Annotated in this window: 22 protein-coding genes, 2 pseudogenes and 1 riboswitch; of the genes and pseudogenes, 18 read left to right on the top strand and 6 right to left on the bottom strand. The window is 41.4% G+C overall.

Annotated elements, in window-relative coordinates; all coding sequences use genetic code 11:
* Positions 1 to 229 precede the first annotated feature (229 nt).
* The 5 genes and pseudogenes from K4Z77_RS08830 to K4Z77_RS08810 all read left to right on the top strand — a co-directional run bounded on the left by K4Z77_RS08830 (position 230) and on the right by K4Z77_RS08810 (position 4492).
* Entirely contained in the window at positions 230 to 1423 is a 1194-nt protein-coding gene (locus K4Z77_RS08830) for an O-antigen ligase family protein (protein WP_004238796.1), read from the top strand.
* Positions 1424 to 1567: 144 nt separating this feature from the next.
* On the top strand, positions 1568 to 2011 hold the full coding sequence (locus K4Z77_RS08825) for a MarR family winged helix-turn-helix transcriptional regulator (RefSeq protein WP_224219087.1): 444 nt from the start codon (positions 1568 to 1570) through the stop codon (positions 2009 to 2011).
* Between the two features lie 34 nt (positions 2012 to 2045).
* Positions 2046 to 2237: pseudogene (locus tag K4Z77_RS08820) on the top strand (nuclear transport factor 2 family protein); the annotation flags it as partial.
* A 13-nt stretch (positions 2238 to 2250) separates the two neighbouring features.
* Entirely contained in the window at positions 2251 to 2979 is a 729-nt protein-coding gene (locus K4Z77_RS08815) for an ATP-binding cassette domain-containing protein (RefSeq protein ID WP_224219086.1), read from the top strand.
* Positions 2972 to 4492: an ABC transporter permease/substrate-binding protein gene (locus K4Z77_RS08810; RefSeq protein WP_224219085.1), complete on the top strand. Its 1521-nt coding sequence runs from the start codon at positions 2972 to 2974 to the stop codon at positions 4490 to 4492. Before K4Z77_RS08815 ends, K4Z77_RS08810 begins: the two co-directional genes overlap by 8 nt.
* A gap of 149 nt (positions 4493 to 4641) precedes the next feature.
* Here K4Z77_RS08810 and sczA read toward each other — a convergent pair whose 3' ends face one another.
* Positions 4642 to 5178 (bottom strand): TetR/AcrR family transcriptional regulator SczA, encoded by a 537-nt coding sequence (gene sczA / locus K4Z77_RS08805; protein WP_224219084.1) that lies wholly within the window; start codon positions 5176 to 5178, stop codon positions 4642 to 4644.
* 132 nt (positions 5179 to 5310) lie between these two features.
* On the opposite strand from sczA, the gene K4Z77_RS08800 reads away from it, so the two are divergent.
* Positions 5311 to 6168: a cation diffusion facilitator family transporter gene (locus tag K4Z77_RS08800; RefSeq protein WP_224219083.1), complete on the top strand. Its 858-nt coding sequence runs from the start codon at positions 5311 to 5313 to the stop codon at positions 6166 to 6168.
* Positions 6169 to 6229: 61 nt separating this feature from the next.
* Here the strand turns inward: K4Z77_RS08800 and galR are convergent, their stop codons facing one another.
* Positions 6230 to 7234: a DNA-binding transcriptional regulator GalR gene (gene galR, locus K4Z77_RS08795; protein ID WP_218774164.1), complete on the bottom strand. Its 1005-nt coding sequence runs from the start codon at positions 7232 to 7234 to the stop codon at positions 6230 to 6232.
* Positions 7235 to 7397: 163 nt separating this feature from the next.
* Between galR and K4Z77_RS08790 the strand changes: the two genes are divergently transcribed.
* The 5 genes and pseudogenes from K4Z77_RS08790 (at position 7398) to K4Z77_RS08770 (ending at position 11951) form a co-directional block, all read left to right on the top strand.
* Positions 7398 to 8576, top strand: coding sequence for a galactokinase (locus tag K4Z77_RS08790; protein ID WP_224219082.1), 1179 nt, complete (start codon positions 7398 to 7400; stop codon positions 8574 to 8576).
* A gap of 18 nt (positions 8577 to 8594) precedes the next feature.
* Positions 8595 to 10076: a UDP-glucose--hexose-1-phosphate uridylyltransferase gene (locus K4Z77_RS08785; RefSeq protein WP_224219081.1), complete on the top strand. Its 1482-nt coding sequence runs from the start codon at positions 8595 to 8597 to the stop codon at positions 10074 to 10076.
* Between the two features lie 69 nt (positions 10077 to 10145).
* Complete coding sequence (locus K4Z77_RS08780; protein WP_000651223.1) at positions 10146 to 10550, top strand: PaaI family thioesterase; 405 nt, start codon at positions 10146 to 10148, stop codon at positions 10548 to 10550.
* A 179-nt stretch (positions 10551 to 10729) separates the two neighbouring features.
* The gene (locus K4Z77_RS08775) at positions 10730 to 11494 is read left to right on the top strand and encodes a DpnI domain-containing protein (protein WP_224219080.1); all 765 of its coding nucleotides are present in this window, start codon (positions 10730 to 10732) and stop codon (positions 11492 to 11494) included.
* Positions 11491 to 11951 (top strand): annotated as a pseudogene (locus K4Z77_RS08770) (DpnD/PcfM family protein). The gene K4Z77_RS08775 and the pseudogene K4Z77_RS08770 overlap by 4 nt, the downstream one beginning before the upstream one ends.
* 50 nt (positions 11952 to 12001) lie before the next feature.
* Here the strand turns inward: K4Z77_RS08770 and K4Z77_RS08765 are convergent.
* From K4Z77_RS08765 to K4Z77_RS08750, 4 genes are all read right to left on the bottom strand, one after another.
* The gene (locus tag K4Z77_RS08765) at positions 12002 to 13264 is read right to left on the bottom strand and encodes a nucleobase:cation symporter-2 family protein (protein ID WP_224219079.1); all 1263 of its coding nucleotides are present in this window, start codon (positions 13262 to 13264) and stop codon (positions 12002 to 12004) included.
* Positions 13264 to 13845, bottom strand: a complete 582-nt coding sequence (locus K4Z77_RS08760; RefSeq protein ID WP_224219078.1) for a xanthine phosphoribosyltransferase — start codon at positions 13843 to 13845, stop codon at positions 13264 to 13266. Before K4Z77_RS08760 ends, K4Z77_RS08765 begins: the two co-directional genes overlap by 1 nt.
* 122 nt (positions 13846 to 13967) lie before the next feature.
* A riboswitch (purine riboswitch) is annotated at positions 13968 to 14063 on the bottom strand.
* Between the two features lie 338 nt (positions 14064 to 14401).
* The gene (locus K4Z77_RS08755; protein ID WP_224219077.1) at positions 14402 to 14788 is read right to left on the bottom strand and encodes a bleomycin resistance protein; all 387 of its coding nucleotides are present in this window, start codon (positions 14786 to 14788) and stop codon (positions 14402 to 14404) included.
* Positions 14789 to 14799: 11 nt separating this feature from the next.
* Positions 14800 to 15627, bottom strand: coding sequence for an exodeoxyribonuclease III (locus tag K4Z77_RS08750; protein ID WP_224219076.1), 828 nt, complete (start codon positions 15625 to 15627; stop codon positions 14800 to 14802).
* A gap of 219 nt (positions 15628 to 15846) precedes the next feature.
* Between K4Z77_RS08750 and K4Z77_RS08745 the strand changes: the two genes are divergently transcribed.
* The 7 genes from K4Z77_RS08745 (at position 15847) to K4Z77_RS08715 (ending at position 22537) form a co-directional block, all read left to right on the top strand.
* Entirely contained in the window at positions 15847 to 16746 is a 900-nt protein-coding gene (locus tag K4Z77_RS08745) for a CPBP family intramembrane glutamic endopeptidase (protein ID WP_224219075.1), read from the top strand.
* Positions 16730 to 17017: an autorepressor SdpR family transcription factor gene (locus K4Z77_RS08740; protein ID WP_000006510.1), complete on the top strand. Its 288-nt coding sequence runs from the start codon at positions 16730 to 16732 to the stop codon at positions 17015 to 17017. The genes K4Z77_RS08745 and K4Z77_RS08740 overlap by 17 nt, the downstream gene beginning before the upstream one ends.
* Positions 16998 to 17639 carry an SdpI family protein gene (locus tag K4Z77_RS08735; RefSeq protein WP_224219074.1) on the top strand — a complete coding sequence of 214 codons (642 nt, stop codon included), beginning with the start codon at positions 16998 to 17000 and terminating at the stop codon, positions 17637 to 17639. The genes K4Z77_RS08740 and K4Z77_RS08735 overlap by 20 nt, the downstream gene beginning before the upstream one ends.
* Before the next feature lie 126 nt (positions 17640 to 17765).
* On the top strand, positions 17766 to 18221 hold the full coding sequence (locus tag K4Z77_RS08730; protein ID WP_000675331.1) for a DUF3290 family protein: 456 nt from the start codon (positions 17766 to 17768) through the stop codon (positions 18219 to 18221).
* Complete coding sequence (locus tag K4Z77_RS08725) at positions 18218 to 18853, top strand: DUF421 domain-containing protein (protein ID WP_112443820.1); 636 nt, start codon at positions 18218 to 18220, stop codon at positions 18851 to 18853. Before K4Z77_RS08730 ends, K4Z77_RS08725 begins: the two co-directional genes overlap by 4 nt.
* A 206-nt stretch (positions 18854 to 19059) precedes the next feature.
* Entirely contained in the window at positions 19060 to 20805 is a 1746-nt protein-coding gene (locus K4Z77_RS08720) for an ABC transporter ATP-binding protein (protein ID WP_224219073.1), read from the top strand.
* Positions 20795 to 22537 carry an ABC transporter ATP-binding protein gene (locus K4Z77_RS08715; protein ID WP_224219072.1) on the top strand — a complete coding sequence of 581 codons (1743 nt, stop codon included), beginning with the start codon at positions 20795 to 20797 and terminating at the stop codon, positions 22535 to 22537. Before K4Z77_RS08720 ends, K4Z77_RS08715 begins: the two co-directional genes overlap by 11 nt.
* The last annotated feature ends 172 nt before the right edge of the window (positions 22538 to 22709 follow it).

Genomic DNA, 22709 nt, shown 5'->3' with positions numbered 1-22709 from the left:
GTAGACCTCATTTCTAACTCAAACGTCTCACACTTAATTCCACCATAAAAATCCGTTTTAGACTAATTTCCACTTTGGTCAGGTGAGTGGAAGTTACTTTGAGAAGTTACCTTGCTCCCTTTTTTACCTAGGAAACGTTTCCTTTGTTTTCAAATTGCTAAAAAAGTGGTATAATAAAGGGTAGCTTACTATTATCTGAATCAGCTGATTTGGAGAGAAAGGATTCATTTTGAAATCAATAGGCTTTATTGAAAAGCTGAAAGGGTTGTCTAGTAAAGAGCTGATTTTATTGGGGATTATCTTGAGTATCTTTTTACCCTTTTATCTTTTTGTAGTTGTATTCTGTTTATATATTATCAGTTTAATTTTCACAGGAGACATGAAAAGTATTCTTCAGAAAATGGGGGAGCATCCGATGCTGCTTCTTTTTCTTGGCTATAGTACTGTTATATCCGTTTTTGCACAAAATTGGATGGGAGTTGTGGCTTCGGTAGGAATTTTTCTATTTACTGTTTTCTTTTTGCATTATCAGTCGATTTTATCACATAAATTCTTTCGATTGATTTTGCAGCTCGTCTTGTTTGGTAGCGTCTTGTCAGCTGCTTTTGCGAGTTTAGAACATTTCCAAATTGTGAAGAAATTCAACTATGCTTTTCTTTCACCCAATATGCAGGTGTGGCATCAGAATCGTGCAGAAGTGACCTTCTTTAATCCTAATTATTATGGAATTATTTGTTGTTTCTGTATCATGATTGCCTTCTATCTGTTTACAACGACCAAGTTGAATTGGTTGAAAGTATTCTGTGTGATTGCAGGCTTTGTGAATCTCTTTGGATTGAACTTTACTCAAAATCGAACTGCCTTTCCTGCTATTATCGCTGGAGCAATCATCTATCTCTTTACGACCATTAAAAACTGGAAGGCCTTTTGGCTTAGTATTGGGGTCTTTGCGATTGGCTTGAGCTTCCTCTTTTCCAGTGATTTGGGAGTTCGGATGGGGACTTTAGATTCTTCTATGGAAGAACGCATTTCTATCTGGGATGCTGGGATGGCCTTGTTTAAGCAAAATCCTTTTTGGGGTGAGGGGCCATTGACCTATATGCACTCTTATCCTAGAATAAATGCTCCTTATCATGAACATGCTCACAGTCTATATATCGATACGATTCTGAGTTACGGAATTGTGGGGACTATTTTATTAGTTTTGTCTTCTGTTGCTCCTGTTCGCTTGATGATGGATATGAGTCAGGAGTCGGGGAAACGCCCGATTATCGGTCTTTATCTGTCTTTCCTTACAGTGGTTGCTGTACACGGAATCTTTGACTTGGCCCTCTTCTGGATTCAGTCAGGTTTCATTTTCTTGCTAGTTATGTGCAGTGTTCCATTGGAGCATCGAACGTTGGTATCGGACATGACGGATTAAGTTTATAAGATTAGAATCTTCTACCTTGGGTGGGAGATTTTTTTACTGGGAAAAATTATTTCTAAGTCGAAATAGTTGACAGTTAGAATAATGAGTGTTACAATTGCTTTATTCGTTTCGATATCGAAATAAATTGGAGGTGTCATGAAAGATAGTCATTTGGTAGCTCATCATATTCGTTTGTTGAATGGGCGGATTTTTCAAAAGTTACTAAGTCGGGATCCTGAAGCTCTTTATCGGAGTGAACAGGGGAAGATTTTAGCGGTTTTATGGAATAGTGAAACTGGCTGCGCAACTGCGACAGATATTGCTCTGGAAACTGGGCTTGCTAACAATACACTGACGACGATGATAAAAAAGCTTGAGGAACAAAATCTTGTAACTATTAGTCCATGTGGAGAAGATAAGCGTAAGAAGTATTTGGTTTTAACAGAGTTGGGGAAGTCTCAGAAAGAAGTGGGGCATCGTGTCAGTCAGAAATTGGATACGATCTTTTACAAAGGATTTTCAGAGGAAGAAATTCGTCAGTTTGAAGCCTTTCAAGAAAGAATTTTGGCGAATCTGAAAGAGGAGGAAAATGAGGATTAAAATAGTGCAAATTAGCTGTTTATAAGTAAAGGCCACTTTTGACTTTGTTTTCCAACTCTTAGGACAAGGAAACTATGTGGTTAGCTATGGTCAGAATCGGATTGGTTGAGTTGCCTATGCCCAGTACGATATCTTCCGTCTAGAAAACGGGAAAATTGTGGAGCATTGGGACAATAAGGAAGTCATGCCTAAGGTAGAAGACTTGACCAATCGAGGGAAGTTTTAAATGAGGACAAAGAATGATTGAATACAAAAATGTAGCTTTACGTTACACAGAAAAAGATGTCTTGAGAGATGTTAATTTACGGATTGAGAATGGCGAGTTTATGGTTTTAGTTGGTCCATCTGGGTCCGGTAAGACAACCATGATCAAGATGATTAACCGTCTTTTGGAACCAACTGATGGAAATATTTATATGGATGGCAAGCGCATCAAAGATTATGATGAGCGAGAACTTCGTCTTTCTACTGGTTATGTTTTACAGGCTATTGCTCTATTTCCTAATCTAACGGTCGCGGAAAATATTGCCCTGATTCCTGAGATGAAGGGATGGACTAAGGAAAAAATTGCTCAGAAAACAGAAGAGTTTTTGGCAAAGGTTGGTTTACCAGTAGCTGAGTATGGGCATCGTTTACCTAGTGAATTATCTGGTGGGGAGCAACAGCGTGTTGGAATTGTACGGGCTATGATTGGTCAGCCTAAGATTCTCCTCATGGATGAGCCTTTTTCAGCCTTGGATGCTATTTCGAGAAAACAGTTGCAGGTTCTGACGAAAGAATTGCATAAAGAGTTTGGGATGACAACGATTTTTGTGACCCATGATACGGATGAAGCTTTGAAATTGGCGGATCGTATTGCTGTCTTGCAGGACGGAGAGATTCGTCAGGTGGCGAATCCCGAGACCATTTTAAAAGCGCCTGCCACAGAATTTGTAGCAGACTTGTTTGGAGGTAGTGTTCATGACTAATTTAATTGCAACTTTTCAGGATCGTTTTAGTGATTGGTTGACAGCTCTATCTCAACATTTACAGTTGTCACTATTGACCTTGTTACTAGCTATCTTTATCGCGATTCCCTTGGCTGTTTATCTTCGCTATCATGAGAAGTTGGCGGATTGGGTTTTGCAGATTGCAGGGATTTTCCAGACTATTCCGTCACTGGCCTTGTTGGGACTCTTTATCCCCTTGATGGGAATTGGAACCTTGCCAGCTTTGACAGCTCTAGTGATTTATGCGATTTTTCCGATTTTGCAAAATACCATCACTGGGCTAAAGGGAATTGATCCGAGTCTGCAAGAGGCCGGGATTGCCTTTGGGATGACCAGATGGGAACGTCTCAAGAAGTTTGAAATTCCACTTGCCATGCCTGTTATGATGTCTGGGATTCGGACGGCGGCTGTCTTGATTATCGGTACGGCAACCTTGGCTGCCTTGATTGGTGCAGGGGGACTGGGTTCCTTTATCCTTTTGGGAATTGACCGTAATAATGCCAGTCTGATTTTGATTGGGGCCCTTTCTTCTGCAGTGCTTGCCATTGCCTTTAACTTCCTACTAAAAGTGATGGAAAAGGCAAAATTGCGGACGATTTTTTCTGGTTTTACCTTGGTGACAATATTGCTTGGTTTGTCTTATAGTCCAGCCCTCTTGGCTCAAAAAGAGAAAGAAAACTTGGTTATTGCTGGGAAATTGGGACCGGAACCAGAAATTTTGTCCAATATGTATAAACTCCTTATTGAAGAAAATACCAGCATGACTGCTACTGTTAAACCGAATTTTGGGAAAACAAGTTTCCTCTATGAAGCTTTGAAAAAAGGCGATATTGACATTTATCCTGAATTTACTGGTACGGTGACTGAAAGTTTGCTTCAGCCATCACCTAAAGTAGGTCATGAGCCAGAGCAGGTTTATCAGGTGGCGCGTGATGGTATTGCCAAACAGGATCATCTAGCCTATCTCAAACCTATGTCTTATCAAAATACCTACGCTGTAGCTGTTCCGAAAAAGATTGCTCAAGAATATGGCTTGAAGACCATTTCGGACTTGAAAAAAGTGGAAGGGCAGTTGAAGGCAGGCTTTACACTTGAGTTTAATGACCGTGAAGATGGAAATAAGGGCTTGCAGTCAATGTATGGTCTAAATCTCAATGTGGCGACCATGGAGCCAGCCCTTCGCTATCAGGCAATTCAGTCAGGTGATATTCAAATCACGGACGCTTATTCGACTGATGCGGAATTGGCACGTTATGATTTGCAGGTCTTGGAAGATGACAAGCAACTCTTCCCACCTTATCAAGGGGCTCCACTAATGAAAGAAGCTCTTCTCAAGAAACATCCTGAGTTGGAGACAGTTCTCAATAAATTGGCTGGTAAAATTACTGAAAGCCAGATGAGCCAGCTTAACTATCAAGTCGGTGTCGAAGGCAAGCCAGCAGAGCAAGTAGCTAAGGAGTTTCTACAAGAACAAGGTTTGTTGAAGAAATGATGGGGCATAGACTTTAAACATACTGAACTAAACTTCCTTAAACGACTAGATAAAAGAATGCTCAGACAATTTCGTCTGGGCTTTTTGATTATTGAAAAGATAAGAAACTCAGTAGCCTAGAAATAAGGCAACCGAGCTTTAATCTGTATTCAATTTTTTGGAATGAGAAGGTCTAGATAAAACTGCACAACTTCCTGGTCTGTAAAATCTTGTCCTTTTTTGAGCCACCAGGTCAATGTCTCGATAAAGTTGGACACCACCAAGTGTTGGAGGTAAGAAGTAGGCAGATTAGTGTGAGCTTCTTTTAAATCATCAGCCATCACGGAATAGACATGGTGTTCCAGCTCTTTATGGAGTTGACGGAGGAAGTAGTCATTTTTGGAAAATAGCAGACTGGTGATATGGTCTTGGTTTTTCTGAAAATGGAGAAAGAGGTGGGCGAGGTAGTCCTCGGTTGAAATGGATTGCTCTCTTTCAAAGAGATGATGGAAGAGGTAGCGGCAAAGCTCGTCCAGAAGTAGTTCCTTACTCTCATAGTGACAGTAAAAGGTAGAACGTCCCACATCTGCGAGATCAATGATATCTTGAACAGTAGTGGCCTCGTAGCCCTTAGCATTCAAAAGTTGTAGAAAAGCTTGATAGATAGCTTTTTTTGTTTTACTGATACGGCGGTCAATGTTAATCATATGGACACTTGAGGCAAATTGTTCAGAACTGAATAAAGCTGACCTTTTGCTTCTATCCTTTCTTTGAGTTTTAGTGGATAATGATAATGAACAAGATGTTCATAAATCTATTATAACAAAGGAATGAGAAATATGAAGGCAAAATATACTGTTTGGCTAGCTTTTTTCTTAAATTTGACTTATGCCATTGTCGAGTTTATCGCTGGTGGAGTGTTTGGGTCCAGTGCAGTTCTTGCTGACTCGGTGCATGACTTGGGAGATGCGATTGCTATTGGGATCTCAGCCTTTTTGGAAAGTATCTCCAATCGTGAAGAAGACAGCCACTATACCTTGGGCTACAAGCGTTTTAGCCTTTTAGGGGCCATGATAACGGCTGTGATTCTTATGACAGGGTCCGTTTTGGTCATTTTGGAAAATATAGCGAAAATCTTTCATCCACAATCGGTCGATGATGAGGGGATTTTCTGGTTAGGAATTATTGCGATTACTATCAATGTGCTAGCGAGTCTCGTCATTCGCAAAGGACAAACCAAGAACGAATCCATTCTCAGCCTGCACTTTCTGGAAGATACCTTGGGTTGGGTGGCTGTCATCCTGATGGCCATTGTTCTTCGATTTACCGATTGGTATATCTTGGATCCGCTCTTGTCTCTTGCTATTTCCTTCTTTATTCTGTCAAAAGCCCTTCCACGTTTTTGGAGCACGCTCAAGATATTCCTCGATGCAGTGCCAGAAGGAGTAGATATCCAGAAGATCAAGACGGATTTAGCAGAATTGGACCATGTCTCTAGTATCAATCAGCTTAATCTCTGGACTATGGATGGTTTGGAAAAAAATGCCATTGTCCATGTTTGTTTAAAAGAGATGGAGCATATGGAAACTTGTAAAGAATCTATTCGAATTTTCCTCAAAGATTGTGGTTTTCAAAATATTACCATTGAAGTTGATGCTGACCTAGAAAGTCACCAAGCACATAAGCGAAAGGTGTGAGTTGGAGCGGAATCATAGAGATTATTAGAGAAACAGCCTTGCTAGAGGTCGTTTTGTAATTCTAATCATTCCTTGTACTTTCTCTCAGAGTCAGTCTGGTTCCCAGCATGGTCAGGCTAGGAATTTTGCGACCGTGGAGTACTTCCTTGTTAAGAATATCCATACCTGCTCGGCCCATTTCTTCGGTATAGACGGTGATGCTGGAGAGGGGAGGATAAACCTGTTTGGTCAGGCTGGTGTCGTTAAAGGAAATAAGACTGACGCGGTCTGGCAGGCTGATTCCAGCTTCTTGGAGGGCACGGAGGGCACCGATAGCTAAACTATCGCTGGCTGCGAAAAATGCTGGCGGGAGTTGGTCTCCCAAACTCTGAATAGCCTCCTTCATCAAGTCATAGCCAGACTGGGCAGTAAAGCTTCCTTGAAAGACCAGTTCATCATGATAGATTCCCTTCGCTTGACTGTAGTTTCTGAAGTTTTCCAGCCGCTTATCCTCAATGATTTCTTCTTGGTCGGTTGTTTCCTCAAGCCCTGTTAGAATCCCGATACGGTCCATCCCTTGGCTGAGGAAATAATCGACAACCTGTTTCATGGCAGTATAAAAGTCCGTGATAATGCAGGTGTGTCCTAGTGAAAGAGTATCGCTGTCTAAAAATACAAGAGGCTTTTGGTATTCTTCAAAGGCAGAAATCTGAGCTCGACTAAACTTTCCGATGCAGAGAATCCCGATGACTTCCTCGCTTAATGTAAAAGGATGGTCATTAAAATAGCGTAAGATATCATAGTCCAGTTCTTGGGCTCTTTTTTCTATTCCTAGGCGAATCTGGTAGTAGTAGAGGTCGTCCAGCTCCCCTTGTTCGCTGACCCATTGGATAATGGCAATCTTTTGCTTGGGCTTGTGGGACTCGCCTGTCTTGAGGTGTTTGGTGTAGCCAAGCTCTTCAGCAACGGTTAAAATACGGTGTCTGGTTTCTTCTGTAACAGATAGGCTCTGGTCGCGGTTGAGAACACGTGATACGGTCGCGATAGAGACAGAGGCTAGTTGTGCAATGTCTTTTAAGGTAGCCATAAATCCTCCTTGATTAGATTAGTATATCATATTTTTCTGTCTTTTACTGATATTTTAGTAAAAGTTTAGTAAAAAGGATTGACCTTGGGAAATCCCTTGGATACAATAGAAGAAAACGATTACACGTTAAGATGACTTAACGGACAGTAAAAGGAGAAATCATATGACACAACATCTTACTGCTGAAGCGCTTCGCAAAGACTTTCTTGCTGTTTTTGGTCAAGAAGCAGACCAAACCTTCTTTTCACCAGGCCGTATCAACTTGATTGGTGAGCACACAGACTACAACGGTGGGCACGTTTTTCCAGCTGCTATTTCCTTGGGAACTTACGGCGCAGCTCGCAAGCGTGACGACCAAGTCTTGCGTTTCTACTCAGCTAACTTTGAGGACAAGGGTATCATCGAAGTGCCTCTTGCTGACCTCAAGTTTGAAAAGGAGCATAGCTGGACCAACTATCCAAAAGGAGTTCTTCATTTCTTACAAGAAGCTGGGCACGTGATTGACAAAGGGTTTGATTTTTATGTTTATGGGAATATCCCAAATGGTGCTGGCTTGTCTTCATCAGCATCCTTGGAACTCTTGACAGGGGTCGTGGCAGAGCATCTCTTTGATTTAAAACTAGACCGTTTGGATTTGGTTAAAATCGGAAAACAAACGGAAAACAACTTTATCGGAGTCAACTCTGGTATCATGGACCAATTTGCTATCGGTATGGGTGCTGACCAACGTGCCATTTATCTAGATACCAATACCTTAGAATACGACTTGGTGCCGCTTGACTTGAAGGACAATGTTGTTGTTATCATGAACACCAACAAACGCCGTGAACTGGCGGACTCTAAATACAATGAACGCCGTGCTGAATGTGAAAAGGCAGTGGAAGAACTTCAAGTGGCCTTGGATATTCAGACCTTGGGTGAATTGGACGAGTGGGCCTTTGACCAATACAGCTATCTGATTAAAGACGAAAATCGTTTGAAACGTGCTCGCCATGCTGTGCTTGAAAACCAACGTACCCTTAAAGCTCAAGCAGCTCTTCAGGCAGGTGATTTGGAAACATTTGGTCGCTTGATGAATGCTTCTCACGTTTCTCTGGAGCATGATTATGAAGTAACTGGTTTGGAATTGGATACCCTTGTTCACACTGCTTGGGCTCAGGAAGGTGTTCTCGGTGCTCGTATGACAGGGGCAGGTTTTGGTGGATGTGCTATTGCTTTGGTGCAAAAAGATACTGTTGAGGACTTTAAGGAAGCTGTAGGCAAACACTACGAGGAAGTAGTTGGATATGCTCCAAGCTTCTATATCGCTGAAGTTGCAGGTGGCACTCGCATCCTTGATTAGTCAGAAGGAGGCTCTATAGTGACCTTAGTAGATAAATTTGTAACACATGTCATTTCTGAAAGTTCATTTGAGGAAATGGATCGACTCTACCTGACCAATCGTGTCTTGGCACGAGTGGGAGACGGTGTTTTGGAAGTTGAGACGGATCTGGATAAAGTGATTGACCTCAAGGACCAGCTGGTTGAGGAAGCCGTTCGATTAGAGACGATTGAGGATAGTCAGACTGCGCGTGAAATCCTTGGTGCTGAACTGATGGACTTGGTGACCCCTTGTCCGAGTCAGGTCAATCGTGATTTCTGGTCAACCTATGCCCAATCTCCTGAGCAAGCGATAGCGGATTTTTACCAACTCAGTCAGAAAAATGACTACATCAAACTCAAGGCCATTGCTAAAAATATTGCTTATCGTGTACCGTCTAACTACGGTGAACTTGAAATTACCATCAATCTCTCTAAGCCTGAAAAGGATCCCAAAGAGATTGCGGCAGCCAAGTTGGTGCAAACTAGCAATTATCCTCAGTGTCAACTTTGTCTAGAGAATGAGGGCTACCATGGTCGAGTTAACCATCCAGCCCGTAGCAATCACCGTATTATCCGTTTTGAAATGGCTGGTCAGGAATGGGGCTTCCAGTATTCGCCCTATGCTTACTTTAATGAGCACTGTATTTTCTTAGATGGCCAGCATCGTCCCATGACGATTAGCCGTCAGAGTTTTGAGCGTCTACTGGCTATTGTAGAGCAGTTTCCAGGATATTTTGCTGGCTCTAATGCCGACTTGCCGATTGTGGGAGGCTCTATTCTGACTCATGACCACTATCAGGGAGGCCGTCATGTATTTCCTATGGAATTGGCTCCCTTGCAAAAGACTTTTCAATTTGCAGGTTTTGAGCAGGTCAAGGCTGGAATTGTCAAGTGGCCTATGTCAGTGCTGCGTTTGACTTCGGATTCCAAAGAAGATTTGATTAACTTAGCTGACAAGATTTTGCAGGAATGGCGTCAGTATTCAGATCCTGTAGTGCAGATTTTGGCAGAGACAGACGGAACACCGCATCACACCATCACACCTATAGCGCGTAAGCGTGATGGACAATTTGAGTTAGACTTGGTTTTACGAGATAATCAGACTTCTGCAGAGCATCCTGATGGCATCTATCATCCTCACAAGGATGTCCAACATATCAAGAAGGAAAATATCGGCTTGATTGAGGTCATGGGCTTGGCAATCTTGCCACCACGTCTGAAAGAAGAAGTGGAGCAAGTCGCTAGCTATCTCGTGGGAGAAGGGGAGACAGTTGTCGATTATCATCAGGAGTGGGCAGACCAACTCAAAGGCCAACATCCAGATCTAACAGATAAAGAAAAAGCCCTTGAAATCGTCAAGGACTCTGTGGGTGCTATCTTTGCGCGTGTGCTTGAGGATGCAGGAGTTTACAAGCAGACGGAACAAGGACAGGCAGCCTTTATGCGCTTTGTAGAGCAGGTCGGAATTTTGTTAGACTAGGAGCTTTATCCTTGCACAGTCCTATAAAAAGTAGTATTATAGTGTCGTTTGAACTATCAGGAGGAAACGATGAAAGATTTTCATTTTGACGCTATATCTGCCTTTGAAAATTACGAAATTGAACAAATGAGAGATGGTCACGTTGTGGTGACGACCAAAGTAGTGGACTCGTCGCTCAACTACTATGGCAATGCCCATGGTGGTTATCTCTTTACCCTTTGCGACCAGATCAGCGGTTTGGTGGTCATATCTCTGGGGCTTGATGGGGTGACACTTCAGTCCTCTATCAACTACCTCAAAGCAGGAAAACTCGACGATGTGCTGACTATTAAAGGAGAATGTGTTCATCAAGGTCGCACAACCTGTGTGGTGGATGTGGATATTACCAATCAAGAAGGCAGAAATGTCTGCAAAGCAACCTTCACCATGTTTGTCACAGGCCAACGGTCAGAAGATAGACAGGTAAGGATATAAAGAAAGGTGAGTGGGATAAATTTATCTCACTCATTTTTAATTTATGAGATATGTTAGAAGGAAATATAAAAGAGAGTGGTGAAATACAAATGTAATAGGTACATATTGTGGTATACTAGTTATAGTAGATTTTAATTGCTTATATCGAGTGAATTCTCATATTAGTGAGGAATTTTTAAATGGAATTACACTTTAATTTAGAATTAGTAGAAACCTATAAAAGCAATAGCCAAAAGGCACGTATCTTAACGGAGGATTGGGTTTATCGTCAGTCTTATTGCCCTAATTGTGGGAACAATCCCTTAAATCATTTTGAAAATAATCGACCTGTAGCAGATTTTTACTGTAATCATTGTAGTGAGGAGTTTGAACTAAAGAGCAAAAAAGGAAATTTTTCATCAACAATCAATGATGGTGCTTATGCAACCATGATGGAGCGTGTTCAGGCAGATAATAATCCTAATTTCTTTTTTTTAACTTATACAAAAAATTTTGAGGTAAATAATTTTCTGGTCCTTCCAAAGCAATTTGTTACACCGAAATCAATTATTCAAAGGAAGCCACTTGCGCCAACTGCTAGACGAGCAGGTTGGATTGGTTGTAACATTGATTTATCACAAGTACCTTCTAAAGGAAGAATATTTCTTGTGAAAAATGGGCAAGTTAGGGATCCAGAAAAAGTTACAAAAGAATTTAAGCAAAGTTTGTTTTTAAGGAAGAACTCTCTTTCATCAAGAGGTTGGACAATAGAAATTCTAAATTGTATAGATAAGATAGATGGTTCAGAATTTACCCTTGAAGATATGTATCGTTTTGAAAGTGACTTAAAAAATATCTTTGTTCAGAACAATCATATCAAAGAAAAGATTAGGCAACAGCTTCAAATATTAAGAGACAAAGAAATAATAGAATTTAAAGGTAGAGGAAAGTATCGGAAATTATGAAAACGAAACAACTTGTTGCATCAGAAGAGGTGTATGATTTCTTAAAAGTTATCTGGCCTGATTATGAAACAGAGAGTAATTATGAAAACTTATGTGTAATGGTTTATACTTTATCAGACCCTGATTGTGTGAGGTGGTTATCTGAAAATATGGAGTTTAGTGATGAGAAACAACTTTCTTTATTGAATAAAAAATATAGCTGGGAATATGGAGATGAATTACCAGAGTGGTTGGAAAATCCCAAACATAGATTATTGCTAATAAGTGAGTTATTGGAGAGAAACTTAAGATGAAAAAGTATACAGTAGAAATTACAGAAACTCTAACCCGTTTAGTAAGTATAGAGGCTGAAAATCCAGATGAAGCGGAACGACTTGTAAGAGAAAAGTATAAGAGTTGTGAAATTGTTCTTGATGCAGATGATTTTCTGGACTATGATACTAGCATATATGAGTAGATAGATGTTTTTATTTTGTCAAACAAAAAAGAGGCTCACACCTCTTTTTCTTATTTCTTTTTATGATTTAATACGGCATTGAGGACAATGGCGAGTAGGCTGGCTACGACAATTCCGTTTGAGAAGAACATTTGGAATGCTGTTGGCATACTGACAAAGAGATTACTGTTGTTTAGTCCGACACCTGCGGAGATTGATACAGCTGCGATAAGGAAGTTATGTTCATTGTTAGCAAAGTCAACACGGGCGAGGATTTGCATCCCTTGAATCGATACAAAATCAAACATCACCAGCATGGCACCACCGAGGACAGGGCTCGGAATGATTTGGGCAAGGGCGCCAAACTTAGGAAGGAGTCCAAGGAGAATAAGGAACCCAGCTGCGTAGTAGATTGGCAGACGAGTCTTGATACCTGACAATTTAACCAAACCAACGTTTTGTGAAAATCCTGTGTAAGGGAAGGTGTTAAAGATTCCTCCGAGAAGTACTGCCAAACCTTCTGCGCGGTAACCGTTGCGCAGGCGCGTGCTGTCGATTGGGTCTTTTGTGATATCAGACAAGGCTAGGTAAACACCAGTTGATTCAACCATAGACACCGTTGCGATGATACACATCATGACAATAGATGAGATTTCAAAGGTTGGCATCCCAAAGTAGAGGGGAGTTGGGACATGGACAAGCGATGCTGCCGCAACAGGGGAGAAGTCCACCAAGCCCATGGTAGCAGCAATGGCAGTTCCAACAACCAAACCAATCAAAATAGAGATAGACTTGATAAATCCTTTGGTAAAGATGTTAATCAAGAGGATAATCAAAACAGTGATAGCTGCAAGCAAGAGACTTTGACCAGTTGGCTCTGGAACGTTATTTCCCATATTTCCAATAGCGACAGGAATCAAGGTTAAACCAATCGTAGTAATAACAGATCCTGTTACGATAGATGGGAAGAGATTGGCCACTTTTGAGAAGGTGCCTGAAACAAGAACCACGTAAATCCCTGATGCGATAAGGGCACCAAACATAGCGCCACTACCATGGCTTTGCCCAATCATAATCAAGGGAGCGACGGATTGGAAGGCAACTCCGAGAACGACTGGAAGTCCAATCCCAAAGTATTTATTGAGTTGGAGTTGGAGGAAGGTCGCCACTCCACACATGAAGATATCTGTAGAAATCAGGTAGGTCAACTGTTCAGTTGAGTATCCAAGAGATGTTGCAATGATAATAGGTACAAGGATAGAACCTGAGTACATAGCTAGTAAGTGCTGCAAGCCAAGAACGTCTGCTTGCGAGTGTTTTTCTTGAGTTTGCATTAGAGATCTGCCTCCTTAAATACGACTTGACCATTTTCAAAACGATCCAAACGAGCAAGTGATAGGACGGGGTAGCCTGCTTTTTCAAGCAAATCACGGCCATCTTGGAAGGATTTTTCAATCACAATACCGATAGCTTTGACTGTGGCACCAGCTTGTTCGATGATTTGAATCAAGCCTTTGGCAGCTTGGCCATTAGCAAGGAAATCGTCGATAATCAAGACCTTGTCCTCTGGTGAGAGGAATTTTCCAGCGATGGAAACGGTGCTGGTTAGCTGCTTGGTAAAGGAGTAAACTTCGGCGGTTAAGATACCTTCGTTCATAGTGATGTTCTTAGCTTTTTTAGCGAAAATCATGGGAACGTTTAAGGCTTCAGCTGTAAAAACGGCTGGGGCAATACCTGACGCTTCAATGGTTACGACTTTGGTAATGCCAGCAGCAGCAAATTTTTCCGCAAAAACCTTACCAATCTCTCGCATCAAGCTAAAGTCAACTTGGTGGGTTAAAAAGGAATCCACCTTGAGGATATTATCACCCAAGATATGCCCATCCTTGAGGATGCGCTCTTCTAGTAATTTCATAAGACCTCCTAGAGTCTAAAAGCTAATCCATTTGCTTGTTTAGAGTTTCTAGCAAGAAATAGAAAAAGGACCTACTTAATCTCTAAGTAAGTCCCCAAAATAGGCATGGCAAAAACGACCATACCTCACTCTGACTTACTTATTGTTAGGTGTTCTGGCACCTTGTAGAAACGTCGTGCCAATTCACGACATAAACAAGTAAAACGATATTCAATTTTAAATAGGCTTGAGCCAATGTTTTTATTTTACACAAAAAAATTTAGAAATCAAATGTTTTGTTAGTGTTTTTGGTTTAAAAAACGAACAAATATAATAAAAATAGGCAAAAATTAACTTATTGGCTAACATTTATACTCAATGAAAATCAAAGAGCAAACTAGGAAGCTAGCCGCAGGCTGTACTTGAGTACGGTAAGGAGACGCTGACGTGGTTTGAATTTGATTTTCGAAGAGTATTAGAAGTTTTTTTCATCATAAAAGGAATATTATTAGGTTTTTAAACACCTGACAATATGCCTCTTTCTAACTTTAAAGACTTTTTCCCAATCTTTATTATTCTACTCGCTAAATCTTAAAAAATAGCCATCTGGATCCAAAACTGCAAATTCATGGGGATATATAAAGTTATCTCCTACTCGAAATTCTCTTTTTGTCAGTTGACGATGGATGGGATAGTTAGCTGACAGCAGATTTTGGTAGAGCTGGGGGACATCCTTGATGCCAAAGGAAATATTGACACCGCGCCCGAAAGGATAGGTCAGCTGAGCTAATTCTTCTGCGCTGCCTTCTTCTAGCATAAGTTGGCAGTCTTCAAGCGAGAGGAAGAGAAATTTCTCCTCTGGACGCTCGTATTCGACAGAGAATCCTAGCAGGTCGCAGTAGAAGTGGCGTGATTTTTCGATGTCAGATACTACAAATTCAGGAATGACAGCTTGATAGTCCATTCGTTTTCTCCTTAGAGTTCAATCTCCATGACAATGGGTGTGTGGTCTTGGCGCGCACCGGAGTCAATCATATCAGACTTGGTCACCTTGTCAGCCACGCGGTTGCTTGTCAGCCAGTAGTCGATTCTCCAGCCTGTATTGTTGATTTTAGAAGTCTTGCTGCGTTGTGCCCACCAAGTGTAGCGTTCTGGAACATCGCCGTGAATATGGCGGAAGGTGTCGGTAAATCCAGTTGCCAAAAGGTTGGTAAATCCAGCACGTTCCTCGTCGGTAAATCCTGGTGAACGGCGGTTGCTAGCAGGATTTGCAAGGTCGATTTCATTGTGGGCTACGTTATAGTCACCGGTCGCAAGGACTGGTTTTTCTTTGTCTAGTTCAGCCAAGTACTCAGCATATTTAACATCCCAGACTTGGCGTTCTTCCAAGCGTTTGAGGCCATCGCCAGCGTTTGGAGTGTAAACTTGCGTCACGAAAAATTTATCAAATTCTAGCGTGATGATACGACCTTCCAAGTCCATGGTAGACGGAGCACCGATTTCTGGGAAAGTGACAGTGGGTGTGAGTTCTTTCTTATAGAGGAACATGGTTCCAGCATAGCCTTTACGGGCAGGCTCTTGAGAAGAGCGCCATGTGTTTTCGTAGCCTGGGAAGAGTTCTTCTAAAATTTCCAAGTGTTTCTTTGTAGGACCCTTGGCAGAAAGCTTGGTTTCTTGGATAGCAATGATATCAGCATTTTCAGCGACCAAGGTTTGTAGAACTTCTTGGGACAATTTGGCACGAGCTGAGTCACTAGTTAGGGCAGCATTGAGGGAATCAATATTCCATGAGATAAGTTTCATAAAGTTACCTTTTTCATTCAGATTATAGATTTTATTATACCAAAAAAAGGCCTATTTCCCCAACGTATGGTTTGAAAATTACTCTTTAGACTTTATCCTGAGAAAATAAAAATTCCCTAAACTATTTAGAAAAAAATCTAAATAGTTCTTGTGTTTAGAATAGAAAGGTGTATAATGTTATTTAGAAAAACATCTAAATAGAAAGCGAAATGTACAAATATGTCAAATAAGAGAACAAGCCTTCTCTTTGTAGTCTTGGCTTATGCCCTTGCTTGGATAATATGGTTGGCACTATGGCTAAGTGGTGTTGGTCTAAATTCTCCATGGAGTCAACTTGCTAGTATTGTAGCCATGTGGATGCCTGCACTTGCAGTCTTTATTTTAGGGAAAATCACGAATCAACCTAGTGGAATCAAATCTAAATTAGTTTTGAATCTCAAGAGGAACTGGTACTTTTACTTACTAGCTATCTGGTTACCAGCAGTCATCAGTTTTTTAGGAGCGGGACTTTATTTTCTTGTATTTCCTAGCAATTTCAGCCTTGGTTTTGAATCTATTCAAGCTATTTTACAAGAAAAAGGAGTCCTTCAATCACCGTTCCCCTTATCTTTCTTGGCCTTGATTCAAATCCTAGCTAGTTTGACCTACGCTCCCTTTCTTAATAGTTTCTTTGCATTGGGAGAGGAAATTGGTTGGCGTGGCTATCTTTACCCAGCTCTAAGAGAACGCTTTTCACTAGTCCAGACTCATGTCTTGCTTGGTCTCATTTGGAGTCTTTGGCATCTACCAATCAATTTGCAAGGCTATAATTATGGTCTTACTTATTTTGCTTATCCCGTTTTGGGAGTTGTTGCTATGTTTCTATTTTGTTTTAGCCTAGGAATATTGTTGAGCTGGTTGTTGGAAAAGACAGGTTCTATCTGGGCTTCTGCCCTATTTCATGGGGCAATCAATGCAACTGCAGGTATTGGGTTACTCTTCCAATTACCAGTAGAAAAAGTTTCAAGCCTCTTGATTTTAGGCCCATCACCGACAGGAATGCTATCAGTTCTACCTTGCTTAGTCCTAGCCCTACTAATATTACAAAGGGAAAGGAGTCATTATGAGCTTTGCAAATAGTTTTAAAGCCTTATCTCATCCAGTTAGGAGAGAGATTTTAAATTTACTCAAAGCAGGTAGATTATCTGCAGGAGAAATTGCCAGTCAATTCGAGTTGACAAGTGCAACGATTTCACATCATCTCACGATTTTGAAAGCAGCGGATTTGATTCATGAAATGAAAGAAAAAAACTTTATTTATTATGAGTTAAATACATCGGTTTTAGAGGATATAATGGTTTGGTTAGCAGATCTGAAAGGAGATCATTTTGATGAAGATAAAAATCAATAAGAAATTGGTATTATTTACGAGCATTCTCATCCTACTACCTTCCCTTGTAGGTTGTGTTTTCTGGAATCAATTACCAGAGGAGATACCCACTCATTTTAATCTACTGGGTCAAGCAGATGGCTACAATCATAAAATGTTTGCTATCTTTGGATTACCTACTCTCATGCTTTTGATGCATTGGTTGCTTCTATTTTTAATGATTAAGGATCCTAAATCTAGCAATATCAGTTCAAAAATACAAGTTTTGATTTACTGGATTATTCCTTTTGTGTCTTGTCTATTAATGATTTCTATCTTTGGAGAATCTTTGGGTTATTCCATGATGAGTGGGCTACTAGCTCAGATTTTTATGGGAGTCGTTATGATCGTAATTGGAAATTATCTACCAAAAACACACCGAAATTATATAATCGGTATTCGACTTCCGTGGACCTTGGAGAATGATGAAAACTGGAGAAAAACGCATCGTCTAGCTGGAAAAATTTGGGTATTAGGAGGATTGTTATTGTTTCTAAATTCCTTTGTGCAACTATATGTTTACTGGGTATTCTTCTTGACACTTTTCTTTGTAGTGATAATTCCTAGTGTCTATTCTTATCAATTATCAAAATTAGAATCTTGAAACAGGTATTTGAGTCATTAGTTTGAGAAGTTGGTCTGATATGTCTATTTCCCCAACGTATGGTTTGAAAAATCACTCTCTTTCGTTTATAATGAAGAATGATTTTATGAAAGGGAGTGAAAATAAATGAAATTTTACTCATATGACTATGTGCTTAGTCAAATCAGTCAACAAAATGGCATCATGATTGGCTTTGGGATTGTACTCCTAGCTATCACAGGATTTTTTGCTTTTAAGGCTTATCGTGATAAAAAGGGGACTAAGTTTCGGGAATTGGTCATGATTTTGGCCTTGACCTTAGTAGCCATGCTTTTGGTGACCATTTCAAAATACCAAACCAATCAAGCCTCTAACAATCAATTTCAAACCTCCCTTCATTTTATAGAGGTCGTTTCCAAAGACTTGGGAGTGGATAAATCAGAAGTTTACGTCAATACTTCTGCAGCCACTGATGGAGCGCTTGTCAAGGTAGGTCCAAATTTCTACCGCGCTATGAACGGGAGCCAACCAGACAAGTATCTTTTAGAGAAATTAGAATTGCATCAAACAGACGCTATTGAATTGGTGGAGGTAAACAAATGACACTCAACTATATGGAAATTTTAATCAAACTGGCCTTGGGTCTTTTCTCTCTTGTTTTCGTTATCAATGTGACAGGAAAGGGGAACCTAGCACCTAACTCTGCGACAGACCAAATTCAGAACTATGTTCTCGGTGGTATCATCGGTGGGGTGATTTACAATAGTTCAATCAGTATTCTGCAATACGCAGTGATTCTGATGATGTGGACGATTTTGGTTTTGACCCTCAAGTGGCTCAATAACAATGTTCGTTTTGTCAAACGCTTGATTGATGGAAAACCAACTCTCCTCATCAAAAATGGGAAGATTGACCCAGAAGCCTGTCGTTCAGTTGGCTTGTCTGCAGCGGATGTAGCCCTTAAACTTCGTAGCCAAGGGATTTTCCAGATGAAGCAAGTTAAACGAGCTGTGCAAGAGCAAAATGGCCAACTCATCGTGGTCCAAATGGGAGATGAAAATCCTAAGTATCCAGTTGTGACTGACGGTGTGATCCAAGTGGATGTCTTGGAATCGATTGGCCGTAGCGAAGAGTGGCTGCTTGATAACCTCAGCAAGCAAGGGCATGACAATGTAGCCAATATCTTTATCGCTGAGTATGACAAGGGTGCGGTCACAGTCGTAACCTATGAATAAGAAAAACCTGGGGTCTTGTACTCTTCAAAAATCAAATTCAAACCGCGTCAACGTCGCCTTGCCGTATGTAGGTTACTGACTTCGTCAGTTCTATCTACAACCTCAAAGCAGTGCTTTGAGCAGCCTGCGGCTAGTTTCCTAGTTTGCTCTTTGATTTTCATTGAGTATTGGCCTCAGGTTTCCATTTGCAATCAGAAAGGGATGTTATGTCCATTATTCAAAAACTTTGGTGGTTTTTCAAGTTAGAAAAACGCCGTTATTTAGTCGGAATTGTGGCCTTGGTCTTGGTTTCCGTCCTCAATCTCATTCCACCTATGGTCATGGGGCGGGTCATTGATGCTATCACATCGGAGCAATTAACCCAGCAGGACCTCCTTCTTGACCTATTTTACTTGCTACTTGCGGCCTTTGGTATGTACTATCTGCGCTATGTTTGGCGTATGTATATCCTTGGGACTTCCTACCGTCTGGGACAGATTATGCGGTCTCGCTTGTTTGAGCATTTCACAAAAATGTCTCCAGCCTTTTATCAGACCTATCGGACGGGGGACTTGATGGCACACGCAACCAATGATATCAATGCCTTGACTCGTCTGGCAGGGGGCGGTGTTATGTCTGCCGTGGATGCCTCTATCACGGCTCTGGTGACCTTGCTGACCATGCTCTTTAGCATTTCATGGCAGATGACTCTGGTTGCCATTCTTCCCTTACCTTTCATGGCTTATGCCACCAGTCGTCTAGGGAGAAAGACCCACAAGGCCTTTGGTGAATCACAGGCAGCCTTTTCCGAACTCAATAACAAGGTACAAGAGTCCGTATCAGGTATTAAAGTGACCAAATCTTTCGGTTATCAGGCGGACGAGTTGAAGTCCTTTCAGGCAGTCAATGAATTGACCTTCCAAAAGAATCTCCAAACCATGAAATACGATAGTCTCTTTGATCCCATGGTTCTCTTATTTGTTGGCTCCTCCTATGTTTTAACCCTTTTAGTCGGTTCCTTGATGGCTCAGGAAGGGCAAATCACGGTTGGGAATCTAGTTACCTTTATCAGCTACTTGGATATGCTAGTTTGGCCTCTTATGGCCATCGGCTTCCTCTTTAATATTACTCAGCGAGGGAAGGTTTCTTACCAGCGGATTGAGGAACTTTTGTCTCAGGAGTCACCTGTACAAGACCCTGAGTTACCGCTAGACAGTATTGAAAATGGGCGCTTGCAGTATGCCATTGATAGCTTTGCCTTTGAAAATGAGGAAACGCTGACAAATGTTCACTTTAGTTTGGAAAAAGGGCAAACTCTGGGCTTGGTTGGTCAGACAGGCTCTGGAAAAACGTCCTTGATTAAACTCCTCTTGCGTGAATACGATGTGGATAAGGGAGCCATTTATCTAAACGGTCACGATATTCGTGACTATCGTCTGACAGACCTTCGCAGTCTCATGGGCTACGTCCCTCAGGACCAGTTTCTCTTTGCGACTTCTATCTTAGACAATATACGCTTTGGGAATCCTGATTTACCACTTTCAGCAGTCGAGGAAGCGACGAAGCTAGCCCAAGTTTACCAAGACATTGTAGCCATGCCTCAGGGATTTGATACGTTGATTGGTGAAAAGGGAGTCAGTCTTTCTGGAGGTCAAAAGCAGCGTCTGGCTATGAGTCGAGCTATGATTTTAGACCCTGATATCTTGATTTTGGATGATTCTTTGTCAGCCGTGGATGCCAAGACAGAGTATGCGATTATCGACAACCTCAAGGAGACGCGAAAGAACAAGACAACCATCATCACCGCTCATCGCCTTAGTGCAGTTGTCCATGCGGATCTGATCTTGGTTCTGCAAAATGGTCAAATCATTGAGCGAGGAAACCATGAAGACTTACTAGCTATGGATGACTGGTATGCCCAAACCTACCAGTCTCAGCAGTTGGAAATGAAAGGAGAAGAAGATGCGGAATAAGAAAGAACAATGGGCTGTATTGAAGCGCTTGATGTCCTATCTCAAGCCCTATGGACTCCTGACCTTTTTGGCACTCAGTTTTCTCCTAGCGACTACGGTCATTAAAAGCGTTATTCCCCTTGTGGCTTCCCACTTCATTGACCAGTATCTCAGCAATCTCAATCAACTTGCCGTTACCGTTTTGATGGCCTACTATGGTCTATATATCCTGCAAACTGTAGTTCAGTATGTCGGTAATCTTCTCTTTGCGCGGGTGTCCTACAGTATTGTTAGGGATATTCGTCGCGATGCATTTGCTAATATGGAGAAGCTGGGTATGTCTTATTTTGACAAGACGCCAGCAGGTTCCATCGTTTCTCGTTTGACAAATGATACTGAGACCATCAGCGATATGTTTTCAGGGATTTTATCCAGCTTTATCTCAGCAGTTTTCATCTTTCTGACAACTCTTTATACCATGTTGGTGTTGGATTTTCGTTTGACAGCTTTAGTCCTGCTCTTTCTCCCCTTGATTTTCCTTTTGGTCAATCTCTATCGAAAAAAATCTGTCAAGATTATCGAGAAAACCAGAAGTCTCTTGTCTGATATCAATAGTAAGCTGGCTGAAAACATCGAGGGAATCAGAATTATCCAGGCCTTTAATCAAGAGAAGCGCCTGCAGGCAGAATTTGATGAAATTAACCAAGAACACTTGGTCTATGCCAACCGTTCTGTAGCCTTGGATGCCCTCTTTTTGCGCCCTGCCATGAGCTTGTTGAAACTCCTAGGATATGCAGTTTTAATGGCCTATTTTGGCTATCGAGGACTTTATCTGGGAATAACGGCAGGAACCATGTATGCCTTTATCCAGTACATCAACCGCCTTTTTGACCCCTTGATTGAAGTAACGCAAAACTTCTCAACCCTTCAAACGTCTATGGTTTCTGCGGGCCGTGTCTTTGCCTTGATTGATGAGAGGACCTATGAGCCCCTTCAAGAAGATGGACAGGCTAAAGTCAAAGAAGGCAATATTCGATTTGAACATGTGTGCTTCTCATATGATGGCAAACATCCGATTCTGGATGACATTTCTTTCTCTGTTAATAAGGGTGAAACCATAGCTTTTGTAGGGCATACAGGTTCTGGGAAATCTTCGATTATCAATGTCCTCATGCGCTTTTATGAATTCCAGTCAGGGAGAGTTCTCTTAGATGGTGTGGATATCAGGAACTACAGTCAGGAAGAGCTGAGAAAGAACATCGGTCTGGTCTTGCAGGATCCCTTCCTCTATCATGGGACCATTAAGTCCAATATCGCCATGTACCAAGAGATCAGTGATGACCAGGTCCAGGCTGCAGCAGCCTTCGTGGATGCAGATTCCTTTATTCAAGAACTTCCTCAGGGATATGATGCACCTGTTTCTGAGCGTGGCTCCAGTTTTTCAACTGGTCAGCGTCAGCTTCTTGCCTTTACCAGAACAGTCGCCAGTCAGCCTAAAATCTTGATTTTGGATGAAGCGACAGCCAATATTGACTCTGAAACAGAAAGTCTGGTTCAAGCTTCACTGGCTAAGATGAGACAGGGACGAACAACCATTGCCATCGCTCATCGTCTTTCTACCATCCAAGACGCCAACTGTATCTATGTTTTGGACAAGGGGCGCATTATCGAGAGCGGAACCCATGAGGAACTCTTGGCCTTGGGAGGAACCTATCACAAGATGTATAGCTTGCAGGCAGGGGCCATGGCCTAATACTCGTTGATTTTCATTGAGCATAAGAAGGAAATCCTTAAAATTACAGATTTCTTTCACCCAATGTCATTAAGTTAGTGATCTAACTACTTGAATAGGAGGTGTGATTGAGATCATCAAAGTGATTCTCTATCCTATCTTCTATTTTTTTGCATAACAAATAAAGGTTTTT

It is taken from the genome of Streptococcus mitis subsp. hohhotensis (assembly GCF_020089495.2).
GTDB lineage: Bacteria > Bacillota > Bacilli > Lactobacillales > Streptococcaceae > Streptococcus > Streptococcus hohhotensis.
Note: the sequence above shows the minus strand (reverse complement) of the source record. Positions and strands in the feature narration are given on the sequence as shown.

Excerpts from the sequence above, each read along its gene's own strand:
- K4Z77_RS08825 (WP_224219087.1), top strand. The coding sequence starts at position 1,568 with ATGAAAGATAGTCATTTGGTAGCTCATCATATTCGTTTGTTGAATGGG.
- K4Z77_RS08815 (WP_224219086.1), top strand. The coding sequence starts at position 2,251 with ATGATTGAATACAAAAATGTAGCTTTACGTTACACAGAAAAAGATGTC.
- K4Z77_RS08810 (WP_224219085.1), top strand. The coding sequence starts at position 2,972 with ATGACTAATTTAATTGCAACTTTTCAGGATCGTTTTAGTGATTGGTTG.
- sczA (WP_224219084.1), bottom strand. The coding sequence starts at position 5,178 with ATGATTAACATTGACCGCCGTATCAGTAAAACAAAAAAAGCTATCTAT.
- K4Z77_RS08800 (WP_224219083.1), top strand. The coding sequence starts at position 5,311 with ATGAAGGCAAAATATACTGTTTGGCTAGCTTTTTTCTTAAATTTGACT.
- galR (WP_218774164.1), bottom strand. The coding sequence starts at position 7,234 with ATGGCTACCTTAAAAGACATTGCACAACTAGCCTCTGTCTCTATCGCG.
- K4Z77_RS08790 (WP_224219082.1), top strand. The coding sequence starts at position 7,398 with ATGACACAACATCTTACTGCTGAAGCGCTTCGCAAAGACTTTCTTGCT.
- K4Z77_RS08780 (WP_000651223.1), top strand. The coding sequence starts at position 10,146 with ATGAAAGATTTTCATTTTGACGCTATATCTGCCTTTGAAAATTACGAA.
- K4Z77_RS08775 (WP_224219080.1), top strand. The coding sequence starts at position 10,730 with ATGGAATTACACTTTAATTTAGAATTAGTAGAAACCTATAAAAGCAAT.
- K4Z77_RS08765 (WP_224219079.1), bottom strand. The coding sequence starts at position 13,264 with ATGCAAACTCAAGAAAAACACTCGCAAGCAGACGTTCTTGGCTTGCAG.
- K4Z77_RS08760 (WP_224219078.1), bottom strand. The coding sequence starts at position 13,845 with ATGAAATTACTAGAAGAGCGCATCCTCAAGGATGGGCATATCTTGGGT.
- K4Z77_RS08755 (WP_224219077.1), bottom strand. The coding sequence starts at position 14,788 with ATGGACTATCAAGCTGTCATTCCTGAATTTGTAGTATCTGACATCGAA.
- K4Z77_RS08750 (WP_224219076.1), bottom strand. The coding sequence starts at position 15,627 with ATGAAACTTATCTCATGGAATATTGATTCCCTCAATGCTGCCCTAACT.
- K4Z77_RS08745 (WP_224219075.1), top strand. The coding sequence starts at position 15,847 with ATGTCAAATAAGAGAACAAGCCTTCTCTTTGTAGTCTTGGCTTATGCC.
- K4Z77_RS08740 (WP_000006510.1), top strand. The coding sequence starts at position 16,730 with ATGAGCTTTGCAAATAGTTTTAAAGCCTTATCTCATCCAGTTAGGAGA.
- K4Z77_RS08735 (WP_224219074.1), top strand. The coding sequence starts at position 16,998 with ATGAAGATAAAAATCAATAAGAAATTGGTATTATTTACGAGCATTCTC.
- K4Z77_RS08730 (WP_000675331.1), top strand. The coding sequence starts at position 17,766 with ATGAAATTTTACTCATATGACTATGTGCTTAGTCAAATCAGTCAACAA.
- K4Z77_RS08725 (WP_112443820.1), top strand. The coding sequence starts at position 18,218 with ATGACACTCAACTATATGGAAATTTTAATCAAACTGGCCTTGGGTCTT.
- K4Z77_RS08720 (WP_224219073.1), top strand. The coding sequence starts at position 19,060 with ATGTCCATTATTCAAAAACTTTGGTGGTTTTTCAAGTTAGAAAAACGC.
- K4Z77_RS08715 (WP_224219072.1), top strand. The coding sequence starts at position 20,795 with ATGCGGAATAAGAAAGAACAATGGGCTGTATTGAAGCGCTTGATGTCC.